The sequence below is a fragment of the Marinobacter sp. AC-23 genome, from assembly GCF_001858325.1.
In the GTDB taxonomy this organism is placed as follows: Bacteria; Pseudomonadota; Gammaproteobacteria; order Pseudomonadales; family Oleiphilaceae; genus Marinobacter.
This window is the reverse complement of the sequence record NZ_MBPP01000035.1, coordinates 34,459-46,626: the sequence shown is the minus strand read 5'-3', so window position 1 is coordinate 46,626 and position 12,168 is coordinate 34,459. Positions and strand designations below refer to the sequence as shown.

Genomic DNA, 12,168 nt, shown 5'->3' with positions numbered 1-12,168 from the left:
CTCTTTATCAGAATATTCACCTTCTTGCTCCAGCACTGCGCGAACTGCGCTGAGCTTATCTTCGGGGATAAGCATGAGTTTGCTTTTAAGGCCTTTTGCTATCAGTTCCAGGGTATCCAGTCTGGGATTTCCCTTGGATTCCAGGCGTTGGTATTGCTGGCGCGAGACCCCAATGCGTAGCAGCATATCGCTTTGGTTAAGGCCGAGCGCCAGTCGTCGCTTTTTGAGTTGTTGCAGCAGTGGGTTCATTTTTGTAAACGCATAGGTTGCTTTTTAGATAATAAGCAACAGGTTAGATGCTTTTCAATGCCGTAGCAACGGATATGTTGCTATATTATCCATTGTTTATCCGTGGACAGGCACAGTTTGGCCTCGCTTTACTAAAAGGATTGATCAAGACCCATCTGCCAGAAGTCAATTTCAAGCCGAGTGGCATTGCTAAATATGGTGACCAGCTCATCGAAGCGCTCGTCGGTTACCGTGGATAGCCGTGCATCCAGCCAATTAACTTCATCGTGCATGGCGGCCTGAAAATCGTCGCTTTCGTACATGGCAATCCAGGCATCGAAGGGGTTTTCTTCGCCGCGCCGGGTATCGCTTTGATCGTTTAGCCAGTTGACGATTTCGCCGTAACCCACCAAACAAGGGGCGAGAGCCACGTGCATATCGAGCAGGTCGCCCCTGCTGCCGGTATCCAGCACGTAGCGTGTATAGGCCAGAGTCGCCTTGGCTTCCGGCAGTCGCGACAGTTCGTCTTCGGAAATGCCCCACTGCTTGCAATAGTCCACATGCAGGCCGAGCTCCACGTCGACAATCATCTTCAAGCCGTCAAAGCTATGACGCAGCTCTGCCATGTTGCGGCTCTTGTACACTGCCAGGGCATAGGCGCGGGCAAAGTGGATCAGAAACAGATAATCCTGCTGCAGGTAGTGGCGAAAGACAGGTTGTGGCAGGGTGCCTGCGCCGAGCTGGCTCACGAATTCGTGTTGGGTATAATCCTGCCAATCCTTCTGGCAAGCGGTCTTGAGATCATCAAAACGGTAGGCCATAACGTCCTCCAATGAAAATGTGGTTATCCGGGTTTACCGGTGCCCCTTCAGGCAAGTTGATGTAGCCTAACAAACCCTGTGGTGCTTGCCAGTGCTTGGCGCATTTATAGGCAGACACTCTCTCGGGCAATATGTAGTATCGATCACGGTGAGCTGTTGGTTTTGGTGCTGAAGGTTGGTTCAAGAGGAGATGTATACAAATGAGTGCACAAATTATTGAGCGCGGAGGAAAGCCGGAGTATGCCGTGCTGCCCTACGATGAATACTTAGCACTGTTAGAGTTGGCGGAAGATGTGCGGGATGCAGAAGATGCCAGAGAAGCGATACGTGAGCTCGTCAGCGGTGAGGACGAAGCGATACCCGCTGAGATTGCTGATCGTTTAATTGCCGGAGACGAGCACCCACTGAAAGTCTGGCGGGAGTATCGTGAGCTTACCCAAGAAGCACTAGGTAATGTTGCCGGTGTCGGCAAGTCTTATGTCAGCCAGATTGAGGCGGGTAGTAAGACCGGTTCAGCCAAGGTGCTGAAAGCATTGGCGGAAGTTCTGCGCGTGGATATAGGAGATCTATTGGTAGAGTGATCGCCAAGTTATCTATGCGGGTATGAATGGGAAACACTTCGGACATGCCCAATCAATCAAGCACTTCACTGATTCGGCGCTTTTATTATGTGCTCAGCTACAGACCGGCATTGGTCAATATCTCCAAACCACAAAAAGGCCCTGATGCTTGCGCAGCGAGAGGTGTCAGTTTTTGTATATGACGCTGTTCAATTGGAGGGGCTTAACTTCACGCTGCCTGAAGTACAAACGTTGATGCAAGGAGTAACTGTTGGTGGGCACCGGTTCAGTGACCAACAAATAGCGGTTAATCAGGCGGATGCATGGAAGGAGCTGTTTCGGTTAGTTCGAGATAAGCAGTTTGAGTTAACGCCACGCTGTGCTTGCAACTTGCACCATATCGCCGGAAAGGAGGAGGCGTTGGAATGGGGGCAGTTTCGGTCTGGAGGCGTACTCATTGCAGGAACGGATTATGAACCTCCTGCTGCCGGTGATCTCCCTGGTCTTTTTACTCAAATGATCGACAGGCTTGCGCGCTTTGATGACGTGTACGATCAGGCCGTTCATCTATTCCTTACCATGGCTCGCTGTCAGTTTTTTTACGACGTCAACAAGCGCATGGGCCGCTTTATGATGAACGGCCATCTTCTGAACCATGGGTACCCGGCCATCAATATTCCAGCGTCTCGCGAACTGGAGTTCAATGAACTGATGTTGGAATTTTATGGTTCGAGTGACCAAGAAAAGATGAACAGATTTGTGCGAAGTTGCATGGATGAAAGAGCCGTACGGATTATGAAAGAGAGCTGATTGCACATGATCGTCATGGACAGGCACAGCTTAGCCGCTCCAGATTGAATTTGTATGCGGCCTCACGGCAAAGGGATAGCCTGCTGTCGTTACGTTCCCCCAGGATAAGCATTGCCTGTGTTGCGATTCCTGTTGAGCGGGGTTGTGGGCAAATGTCGTAGGCAGGTGTGAGCGTCAAGCTATTCCCATCCCAGAATACAGCATGGTTCCTGGCGTGGTCATCGGTAGTTCCGGTGAATATATTGGAATGGCATCCGATCGTTCCAGATACGAGCCACCGTAGTTGAAGTTATAAACGCCTGAGTTGCTTGAGTCTCTATACAGCGCCCGGCGACCACGGGCTCTGTCGCACCGGGGAGCCAGACCCATACATACAGCTCATCCACTGAGCCTTTAGAAGTCATCTTTCACTTCCTCCCTCGGCTTGCGAACACTTTTAGGGAGTAGGGTGGCTTTTGCCTCAGCTTGCGCAATCAATGAATTAAGTCTTGCTTGCGCCTTTGTGCCTGAGGCTTCAGGTGTAAACAAGTTGACTCCTGCAATAGAGGCGACTTCAAAGGCGATTCCCATTTCCCCCTTAAGCCCCCCTTTTTCGAGGCGACGAACAAAGCTAGGCGATGTCCCGGCCCTCTCTGCCAGCTCTTCAACAGACATGCCTTTCTGCTTACGGCCATTGCTAATAAGCAGGCCCAGAAGTCGGCAAGCCTCCCTAGTGTATGTAGAATAGTTTCGCGGCTTTACTTGCTTCATTTCGCTCACCTGTGAGCTTTATAAGCGCTTAATTGGTCGCACATGAACTATGTTAGTCTAATAAGTCTGAGTTTTAATGCAATAACCATGGACAGGCACAGCTTAAATCACACCCCATCCGTCGCCCGCCCCTCCACATAAGGCGACCTGGCACCACCTTCCCCCTCCATCTGCACACTAATTCTGGGCGCCGCAACATCAATATACCGTTCCTCCATCCGCCGTTTGAGTAGCAGATTAAATGCTCTGGATACATCCCACTGAAACTCCGGCTTGGTGCGCATCCGCATCCGTAGCACTGGGCAGCCTTCCTCAAAGGAATGAATGCCCTGCATTTCAAGAGGCGACCAGATCAGCCACCGCATATCTGGCAGTGTGCGCAGTTCTTCGGCGGTTTCCGTCATCAACAGTATTGCGTCATCAATGGGCAGCTCCCGGGGAATTCGGATCTTGAGCAGCGCAATACCAAACTGGCGCGACATGTTGTGAATCGAACTTATCTTGCTAAAGGTAATATGGTGAACAACTCCTTCAAGATCCCGCAGGCGCACGGTACGTAAATTGAAGCCTTCAACCGTGCCCATAAAACCATTAATCTCCACAAAATCGCCGACCGACATGGAGTCCTCAACCACAATGAACAGGCCGGTGATTAAATCCTGAACCAGCGTTTGAGCGCCGAAACCAACCGCCAGGCCGATAATACCGGCACCCGCCAGCAGCGGCGTTACATCAACACCCAAAGTGGATAGTCCCACCAGTGTGGCAACGATCAGAATGGTGATTAGCAGGGTGTTCCGTGCAATGGGTAGAATCGTCTGCGCTCTTGCCGGGTTGATCCTTTTTTTGCGATCCCCGCCGCGCATGGCTCTTTCCAGGAGCTCGTCTATAAAAATCCAGGTGAGGTTGGCAATGAACCCAGTTAGAGCAATGCCAATTAGGCTGCCGGCCAGGCCCAGGCTCACCGGTGGTTTTTCGCCCAGGCCGAATAAAGACAAGCCCCATATTTGCAAGATCAGCTCGAAAAACAACAGCCAAGCGGCGGTTTGGATCAAGCGGTAGCCGAATCGCACCAGCCGGCGGCTGAACGTGCTAAGGGCGTGATGCTTAGGCCGGCTTTCCTGTATGCCGATCAGTCCTTGAAGGGCGAGTGTCAGGGCCAGCAATAACGCGCAAACCATGGCCTTACCCAAGGCTGCATCCGCCTCCCCGCCATTCACAAAAACGGCGACGACAGAGGCACTGATAGCCAACAGCATGGGGATATGCCAAAGCCGCGCAAGCAGCGCAGTTACTTCCCGCCATACGCCTTGGTTCTTGCGCTGATTGTAGGGGCGGTTGCGAATCAGGTGAGTAACAGGGCGTCGGTTTCGGACAATAAGGTAGAAGCTCAGAAGAGCAGCGATAACGCTGAAAACCAGAGCAAGAGCGCTAGCCAGTTCCGGGCCTATTTGCTGAGTCAGCTCGGTGGTGCCCAGTGCGTCTTCAAGGGCGAACAGCACGCCAATCACGAACAGGGGCCTCAACATTCTGCGGCGCAGAATCAGAACGGCCGCCAGCCGGTGGCCGCTTGAAAAAATGGAAATCAATACATCAAAAAGCGAGGTAAGCCCGCGGGCGCTCAGGGCCGCGTATGACAGTATCAAGATAGTGGTTTGAGCCCCTTCAGACATGCCGAAGGTGGGCAACCCCGCCAGCAACGCAGTAAAGGTGACCAGCCAGGGCGAAATCCGCCGTACAAAATGGGCGATTAACATCCACGGCCTGGCATGCCTCGGCATTTGCAGCGGCCAGCCTCGCCATAAGAAAAACATTGTGGCCAGGTGGGTGAGTCCCCATAGCGCGGCAATCCATAGAACAAGCCCGGCGGTGGTTTCCGCGATCACCCGAAACGACGCGCTCTCCATAAGCTTTTCAGCCGCGCCGTATGCGTTACGAAAGTTCGCTTTCCATTTGCCCAAGGGGTTTTTGGAGGAGCTGTCTGCGCTGGCTGCTTCATCAAAGAAAACGGCAAGAGCGCCCAGCAAGCCCTCTCCACCGGAGGCCTTTTGGGCAGCTTTTGATGATTCCGCCTTTAGCCCCTGCTGTATGGATTTGAGTTGTTGCACTAATGCGTTTCGGCTCTCATCGTTTTGCAGGGCCTGAATGGTTACCTCCAGCGACGCATCAAGCTCTTCGGGCGACGCTTCTTCTTTTTCTGCCTGCCCTGAAAACCCGGGTATGCCGGGGAGCGAGAAGGGTTGTGCCTGGGCGGCGCCCACTGCAGAAAACAGCAAGATAAAGCCGAAAAAAAGTGGGGTTAACCTCAAATCTCTACCTCTTTAAATAAGTTTGGTATCTCGGCGTCTCACCGTGGGTAACATACACTTTCTCTGGCCGGCCACCAATATTTGATACAATGCAGCAATACCCGCAACGCAGGATGCAAAGCATGCACTACAGCTCAATACTCACAGACGTGATTAAAGTGGCGGATGAAGCCAGCACCAGAGTGCTCCATATCTATCAGTCTGATTTCAAAGTGAGCTACAAGGAAGATGAATCGCCCATCACTGCTGCGGATGTTGCCAGCCACGAAATTATTGTAAAAGGCCTGCGCAATATCAGCCGGGATATTCCCATTCTCTCCGAAGAGGGCGCCCAGGCAACCTGGGAAGAGCGCAGGCATTGGCGCCGGTTCTGGTTGGTTGACCCTATTGATGGCACCAAAGAGTTTACCCAGCGCACCGGGGAGTTTACGGTGAATATCGCGTTGATTGAAGATGGCGAACCGGTGATGGGCGTTGTTACCGCGCCCGCATTAAAAGAAGCGTTTTGGGGCATTAAAGGTGAGGGTGCCCATAAGCGCGACCGAACCGGGCGCATTCACGGTATTCAAGTGGCAGAGCCCCAGGCAACCAGGCGAGTGGTTGCCAGCAAAAACCACCTGAACGACGAAACCCGGGCTTTTATTGAAACCCTGGGGCCGCACAACACAATTCAGGCTGGCAGCTCTCTTAAATTCTGTCGTATAGCCGAAGGCCATGCAGACATCTACCACGCATGGGGCCCACCAGCGAGTGGGACACAGCGGCAGCACACGCTGTACTGCTTGCGGCTGGCGGTAATGTGAATGCTCTGGATGGCAAACCTTTGCGGTATGGCAAAGAAGATGTACTCAATCCGTTTTTTATCGCATCAGGTAAATAACCCCCACCATCCGCAGGGAGAGCAGATAATGAAATGGTACGCACTTCAACACAAGCCCACACAAGGTGATCGTGCTGTTGAGAATTTGCAGAACCAGCGCATTGACTGCTTTTACCCGAAGGTGCAAGTCGAAAAAATTCGTGCTGGCAAACGGGTATCCAAATTGGAGCCACTGTTCCCGGGTTATTTATTCGTTCATTTGAGTGAGAAAGACCCTGCCTGGGCAAAACTACGCTCCACCCGCGGCGTACTTCGCATCGTAAGCTTTTGTAATAAACCGGCTTTTATCGCGGATGACATTATCCAGGTGATCAAAGACAGCCTGCGGCAGGTTGAAGAGCGGGGCGGCATCAAAAGTGGTGAAAAAGTAGACATTGACGACGGCCCCTTCAAAGGCCTGAATGCTGTTTTTCAGAGCTATGACGGCGATGAACGCGCCATCGTGCTGATCACGTTCATGCAAAAACACCAGGCCATCGCCGTGCCTCTGACTAATATAAAACGATAGCGTCTGGCTTGTCTTTTTCCTGTTGCAATGCTTCGATTTCGGCTTGGGGGTCGTAATGTTGGTGTTGCGACCGGTGAGCAACGTAGTGGGTGACCACCTCCCGAATGGGCTCACTGATCGTGGTATCTGCCAGCGCTGAGAATTCCTTCTTCAGCTTGTTGCTGATCTGGCCATTGTTCATTTCGATGGACCGGATTATTCGGTCAATGTGTTCGTCCGGCCCTTCAAGGAAGTCCTTTACTCGTTCCCGGGCCTTCACATGGGCTTGATGTGACTGGATCTGGTTGCGCATTTCATATTCAATTGTTTCGTGGATGATATGGAACAGATATTCCGACTGCTCCGTGAGGTCTGGATACCGCCAGGCTGGCCGCAGGGTGTCGCTGCCTGAGAATTCGAAATCCGAGACCACACCATCTGGATAGGTCTTACGCTCACCAAATCGAATGTCGCTGGTAGTTTGGTCCATCAATGGTCGGGAATACTGTTCCAGTATCCGGTCATAGGAAGAGCGGCTGGTAGTGCTCTTGGTGATCGTGGCCGATATGGGCAACAGCAAGGGCTCCGGTAGTGCGGAATCGCGCCGCAATGTGTCATTGATCAGGAAGCGTGAAATACGGCCATTACCATCCGCCATTGGGTGAATAAACACAAAACCGAAACTGGCGACAGCTGCACGAATGATTGGATTTTTGCTCTTGGTCTTCTCCATGAAGGTTTGCAGGCCCTTGAGCATCGGTTCCACGTCATCGGCATCAGGTGCAACGTAGTGAACATAGGAGCCCATTTCCTGTGTACCCGACCCCACGAAGACAGGTGACTGGCGCAGTCCATGCCGAATGGTGCTGGTGCCGAGTATGTTGTCATGCAGCTCGGTCAAAGCCGCCGAGGTCAGGGGCGCTTCAAACCGACCGCAGTATTGACCCATTGCCAGTGCAAACCGATGAATTTTGCTCTTTTGGTCGCCTTCATGCTCGATGGCAAAACTGGCGCGACTCTCGCGAATGGTCAGCCAGACTGCGCTTCGGGTCATCATATCCGCGCCGTAATCGTTTTCCATGTCCTGAAGACGTTCGGCGCAGTTGTAATCTTTGATCAGATCCAACATTTTGGTTCGTCGGATGATTGGGCAGAAGTCCGGTGTGCCAGGGAGGTTGTCGTTGATCCGCCAACGGGCGTTTTTGATTGGCGTGTCGGCTGTAACGACTTGGTCTGGGTTAAGCAGGTTGCGGTAGCCGCCGGATACTTGCGGCACCGGTAGAGTGTCACCCGTTAGCCATTCGTAGAGAAAGCCGGCCTTGCGTGCGTACTGTCCGCTCGGCTCAGAGGCAATCCAGGTTGCCAGGGCCTGTTTGTCGATGTTGGCAAAGGCGTGGCTTAGCAACTCAAGGTGTATGCCTTCGTGCTTGAGGGCAAACGCCAGGTGAGCCACCGGGTTGTTGTCCGGTTGTGAGCTGGGCCGATAGGTTTCATATCGAACGCCATCCTGGACATTGGTTTTCCGATCACGTCCGATCTGGCTGAGAATTGACAATCTCTGGGTAACCGGTAGTTTGAAATGGTCTTTCAGCCATGCGTAGCCTGCCCACGAATTCACACTGTTCACCTTGCCGTTTGGCGCGTCATTCCCGTTATTTTGATCATACTACCGCAATATCAATTAGATTCTACCGGGAAACCGTTATTTTGATAATTAACAGGCCGGTACAGGCCCGGTAGATGAGGATGGACTTCCCTTCATAAAACGATAGCGTTCAAGTCGTTGTTTCAGGAAGCGCTTCGTCTGCTAAGTTTTAACGACATTTTACAGACTTTAGTCCCAGTTTCGTGCATTTTTTAACCTGTATTAACCTATGTCACTTGTCAGACCCTCTCAGTACCGTACAATTGGCGCGATTTTTGTGAACCAGTGCCGGCTTGTACTGAAACCCGACAGGGAAACGTTGGGGCAGTAGCGTGCCTGATGACCGCTTTATCAGCACAAACAGTGCACGCATCCCCCTGGTTTGAGCCAAGTGATAGCTACGCACGTTTTAAGCTTCAGCAATCCGCAGACCGTGAAGATTTGGATGCGACAGTCACAACGTGGCCGTTAGCCCGTAGCAATGCGAAATCCGACTGGGCAACGAATCCAATTGGCGGTACGGCCTCATTTTTTATCAACGGCAGTACTGATCCCCGTTTTGTTCGCGGGTTTGATGGTGGCGTGCGTGAAGCTGGGCAGGTTGGTGTTAATCTCGAATATATCGGAGACGCCGTCGCCATAGGGTTAAGCCCCTCCTATGCGATAGACCCAACCGATGATGAGGCCGTGCGTTTTGATGGCAGCTACCTGGCTGCAACGCAATATAACTGGACCGTAGGTGCCGGCTTTATTGATCGCTGGTGGGGGCCGGGCTGGCAATCCAGCATGATACTTTCCAGCAATGCCCGCCCAGTTCCGTCGGTTTGGCTGAACCCGTTCGAGGGCATCAACGCGGTTTTTCAGGCTTACGATGGGGAAGAGCGGGCAATTGTATTGATCAACTTCATGCAGAAACAGCAACGGGTGAAAGTGCCGGTGTCGGCAATACGGAGCTAAGCTGGGAGCCTTAACGCCCGGTAACGGAAATGACCAGGCATGCACTGTATAGTGGCAGTCTTTCTGACTCTGAAATGGATGTCGCCAAACTCTACATGCTTATCATAAGGCATTTCGCCGGACTTTAGTTTAATGAATAACACGCAAAACATGATTCCTGGTGGGCAACGGCCAGATTATTCTGATGAAATCAATCTGGTTGATTTGGTTGCCACGTTTATCCGCAGGCGCCGGGTTTTTTACGCTGTTTTTATTGCTGTCACGCTAGCGGGTTTAGCGTACGCATTGTGGATGCCAGACGAGTACGAGTACACAAGCCTTATCCAGATCGCTCAGAAAGACAGCGAAGGGTTTGTTCAGTCACCAGAAACGACAATTGCCACACTGGAGAGCCGCTGGTTGCCAGAAGTGCAAACCCTCTATCGCGAAAAACACGGCAAAAAACTGCCCTTTGATGTGGCTTTCAATAATCCCGAAAGCACCGGCCTCATTCGTTTCAACAGTCACGCAGCGAAGGAAGAAGGCAAAGCCGTTGGCGCAGCCCACAGCGCTTTGATAAGCAGCGCTAAAGACCATCAAGATGTGCTGATCAAGAGTGAGCGGCAGAGCCTGAAACGCCAGATAGAGTCTCTGGAAAGCGCCATTAAAACATTGCAGGGTGAGAAAGACGCTGGGGGAGCCATTGCCAGTGCCATTGAGCGGCGCTCAAAGCTGGAGGGTAAGCTTGAGGGGCTGAAGGGCGTTGAGGTGCTGGTTACCGGCCATCAAAGTGCTGAAAAAGTAGCCCCAAAGCGTAGCCTGATTGTTGTGCTGTCAATATTGCTCGGTAGCATGATGGGTGTTTTTGTGGCCTTTATGAGCGAGTTTGCCGCCACAGTGAGAGAACAGTTGGCAACCGAGAGCGCTGACTAGCTGTTATTCGGGATGGATAACAGCTTGGCTTTTTGACAACCTTTGACAACCTTTGACAACCTTCAGCGCGACATGTCGGTTCTAGCTCATATATCAGACCTTTTGTCACTTGCTTGTCACACAAGATGCCGTAAAATCGCCACGCTTCAGACATGGAACATTCACACACTGACAGGGATGAAGTTGGGAGCCTTTTTTCTCCTCTTTGGTTTTCCTGTTATTGCTGGCAGTTTATTTCTATGACCTTAAAACACTGGGCCTTGGTCGGTGGGGCGGTAGCGTGCCTGAGTAGCAATTTAACCGCAGCCGCGCCTTGGCTTGAGCCGGGCGACGCGCGTGCCCGGTATGCGGTTCAAAAGCTTGCCGACCGTGGGCACCTTCAGCGCCCTGTGACCAGTTGGCCAATAATGTGGGGCTCCATAACCAATGGCCTGAATGAGGCAAAGAGCCAGCCCGGCTCAGTGACCGGGCTGGCGCGTAATTACCTGGAGTTCGAGCGTAGCCAGCAAGCATCTCCTGGTTTTCGTGCCGAATTTGAAGTGTCTGGCACCAATGAAGTGGCCATGGTTCAGGGCTTTGACCGCGGGCCAATGGCCGAGGGCGCAGTAAAGCTTGATGTGCAGTGGCAGGGGCAAAACTGGGCATTTGGCCTTAGCCCAGCCTATGCCCACAACCCCGATGATGATAAACATGCCCGATTTGGTGGCTCCTATCTCGCAGCAACCGCAGGCAACTGGGTGTTTGGTGCGGGTGCTATTGATCGCTGGTGGGGGCCCGGCTGGCAATCCAGTCTTATTTTATCCAACAACGCCCGGCCACTGCCCTCCGTATGGCTGAATCGCAAAGATGCCTCTGCGCCTGAAAGCCGCTGGCTGAGTTGGATTGGCCCCTGGCAATTCACAGTCTTTGCCGGGCAGTATGAAAAAGAACGCACAGTGCCAGAAGCCAAACTGATCGGCATGCGCTTGAACGTCCGACCGCTGGATGGTCTGGAATTGGGCTTCTCCCGGGCGATTATGCTTGGTGGCGAAGGCCGGCCCGAAGGCGCCTCTACCATCTGGAATGCGCTGATCGGCAAGGACAACGGCCAACTGGAAGAAAATGACCCGGGTAATCAACTTGCCGGCATAGATGCCCGTTATGGCTTCGCCATAGGCAGGCAGTCTATGGGTGTGTATGGCCAGATGATGGGCGAAGACGAAGCCGGCGCTTTCCCCGCACGCAAATCCTGGCTTCTGGGCACAGATTGGACCAGTCAACTGTTTAGCGGCGATCAGCAATGGTTTATAGAGTACGCCAACACCCTCGCTGATGACTTCCTGGGCGACGCCATGCCCAACATCACCTACGATCATTCTCGTTATAACAGCGGCTACCGCTATTACGGTCGCACCATGGGTGCCAGCTTTAGTGGAGACGCAGAGGCCATTACGTTAGGCGGCTTTCACTTCTTTGATGATGGCCGCAATTTGTCAGCCAGCCTAAGCTTTGTAGAGTTCAACAAAGATGGAATGAGCCGGACACCGGTGATCGATAAAGACATCAAGTTGATGGTTCCCGCTGAAAACGCCAAACAGGTGATTGCAAAAGCCGGATACGGCACCGAATTGCTAAACGGCTGGCTCGATATAAGTGCGCAGTTTGCTGATAAGAAACTTGAGCTGGTCAACCCGGCAGACAATAAAGCAGGCCAGTGGTCTGTTGGTGCCAGTTGGCGCTACCGTTTTTAACACGTTTCATCGAATCGGTAATTTCAAACTCTTTTTCAAAACATACACTGGATACCCGCTGTGAACTTTAAGCGCTTTC

At 52.4% G+C, this 12,168-nt stretch carries 12 protein-coding genes and 1 pseudogene; 7 read left to right on the top strand and 6 right to left on the bottom strand.

Annotated elements, in window-relative coordinates:
• Together BCA33_RS12630 and tenA are read right to left on the bottom strand one after the other, a co-directional pair.
• A partial coding sequence (locus tag BCA33_RS12630; RefSeq protein WP_071266359.1) for a helix-turn-helix domain-containing protein occupies positions 1-249 on the bottom strand: 249 nt, incomplete at its 3' end.
• A gap of 131 nt (positions 250-380) precedes the next feature.
• Positions 381-1,049, bottom strand: a complete 669-nt coding sequence (tenA, locus tag BCA33_RS12625; RefSeq protein WP_071266357.1) for a thiaminase II — start codon at positions 1,047-1,049, stop codon at positions 381-383.
• A 200-nt stretch (positions 1,050-1,249) separates the two neighbouring features.
• Here tenA and BCA33_RS12620 point away from each other — a divergent pair, with 200 nt between their 5' ends.
• On the top strand, positions 1,250-1,630 hold the full coding sequence (locus BCA33_RS12620; RefSeq protein WP_071266355.1) for a helix-turn-helix domain-containing protein: 381 nt from the start codon (positions 1,250-1,252) through the stop codon (positions 1,628-1,630).
• A 162-nt stretch (positions 1,631-1,792) separates the two neighbouring features.
• Positions 1,793-2,419: a Fic family protein gene (locus tag BCA33_RS12615; RefSeq protein ID WP_254774373.1), complete on the top strand. Its 627-nt coding sequence runs from the start codon at positions 1,793-1,795 to the stop codon at positions 2,417-2,419.
• Between the two features lie 13 nt (positions 2,420-2,432).
• On the opposite strand, the gene BCA33_RS19840 is transcribed toward BCA33_RS12615, so the two are convergent.
• The 3 genes from BCA33_RS19840 to BCA33_RS12605 all read right to left on the bottom strand — a co-directional run bounded on the left by BCA33_RS19840 (position 2,433) and on the right by BCA33_RS12605 (position 5,478).
• Positions 2,433-2,660, bottom strand: coding sequence for a HipA domain-containing protein (locus BCA33_RS19840; RefSeq protein ID WP_254774374.1), 228 nt, complete (start codon positions 2,658-2,660; stop codon positions 2,433-2,435).
• A 152-nt stretch (positions 2,661-2,812) separates the two neighbouring features.
• Positions 2,813-3,169 carry a helix-turn-helix transcriptional regulator gene (locus BCA33_RS12610; RefSeq protein ID WP_071266351.1) on the bottom strand — a complete coding sequence of 119 codons (357 nt, stop codon included), beginning with the start codon at positions 3,167-3,169 and terminating at the stop codon, positions 2,813-2,815.
• Positions 3,170-3,276: 107 nt separating this feature from the next.
• Positions 3,277-5,478 carry a mechanosensitive ion channel domain-containing protein gene (locus tag BCA33_RS12605; protein ID WP_071266349.1) on the bottom strand — a complete coding sequence of 734 codons (2,202 nt, stop codon included), beginning with the start codon at positions 5,476-5,478 and terminating at the stop codon, positions 3,277-3,279.
• Between the two features lie 89 nt (positions 5,479-5,567).
• Here BCA33_RS12605 and cysQ point away from each other — a divergent pair.
• Both cysQ and rfaH read left to right on the top strand, forming a co-directional pair.
• Positions 5,568-6,358: pseudogene (cysQ, locus tag BCA33_RS12600) on the top strand (3'(2'),5'-bisphosphate nucleotidase CysQ).
• A 28-nt stretch (positions 6,359-6,386) separates the two neighbouring features.
• Complete coding sequence (gene rfaH, locus BCA33_RS12595; protein ID WP_071266347.1) at positions 6,387-6,866, top strand: transcription/translation regulatory transformer protein RfaH; 480 nt, start codon at positions 6,387-6,389, stop codon at positions 6,864-6,866.
• On the opposite strand, the gene BCA33_RS12590 is transcribed toward rfaH, so the two are convergent.
• On the bottom strand, positions 6,850-8,463 hold the full coding sequence (locus BCA33_RS12590) for a Fic family protein (protein WP_071266345.1): 1,614 nt from the start codon (positions 8,461-8,463) through the stop codon (positions 6,850-6,852). The genes rfaH and BCA33_RS12590 overlap by 17 nt on opposite strands.
• Before the next feature lie 366 nt (positions 8,464-8,829).
• Here BCA33_RS12590 and BCA33_RS12585 point away from each other — a divergent pair, with 366 nt between their 5' ends.
• The 3 genes from BCA33_RS12585 to BCA33_RS12575 all read left to right on the top strand — a co-directional run bounded on the left by BCA33_RS12585 (position 8,830) and on the right by BCA33_RS12575 (position 12,089).
• Entirely contained in the window at positions 8,830-9,447 is a 618-nt protein-coding gene (locus tag BCA33_RS12585) for a capsule assembly Wzi family protein (RefSeq protein ID WP_071266343.1), read from the top strand.
• 132 nt (positions 9,448-9,579) lie between these two features.
• A complete protein-coding gene (locus BCA33_RS12580; RefSeq protein ID WP_071266341.1) occupies positions 9,580-10,359 on the top strand; it encodes a Wzz/FepE/Etk N-terminal domain-containing protein in 780 nt (259 codons plus the stop codon).
• 239 nt (positions 10,360-10,598) lie between these two features.
• A complete protein-coding gene (locus BCA33_RS12575) occupies positions 10,599-12,089 on the top strand; it encodes a capsule assembly Wzi family protein (protein ID WP_071266339.1) in 1,491 nt (496 codons plus the stop codon).
• Positions 12,090-12,168: the final 79 nt, after the last annotated feature.

Coding starts and splice junctions, on each gene's coding strand:
- tenA (WP_071266357.1), bottom strand. CDS start 1,049: ATGGCCTACCGTTTTGATGATCTCAAGACCGCTTGCCAGAAGGATTGG.
- BCA33_RS12620 (WP_071266355.1), top strand. CDS start 1,250: ATGAGTGCACAAATTATTGAGCGCGGAGGAAAGCCGGAGTATGCCGTG.
- BCA33_RS12610 (WP_071266351.1), bottom strand. CDS start 3,169: ATGAAGCAAGTAAAGCCGCGAAACTATTCTACATACACTAGGGAGGCT.
- rfaH (WP_071266347.1), top strand. CDS start 6,387: ATGAAATGGTACGCACTTCAACACAAGCCCACACAAGGTGATCGTGCT.
- BCA33_RS12585 (WP_071266343.1), top strand. CDS start 8,830: ATGACCGCTTTATCAGCACAAACAGTGCACGCATCCCCCTGGTTTGAG.
- BCA33_RS12580 (WP_071266341.1), top strand. CDS start 9,580: ATGAATAACACGCAAAACATGATTCCTGGTGGGCAACGGCCAGATTAT.
- BCA33_RS12575 (WP_071266339.1), top strand. CDS start 10,599: ATGACCTTAAAACACTGGGCCTTGGTCGGTGGGGCGGTAGCGTGCCTG.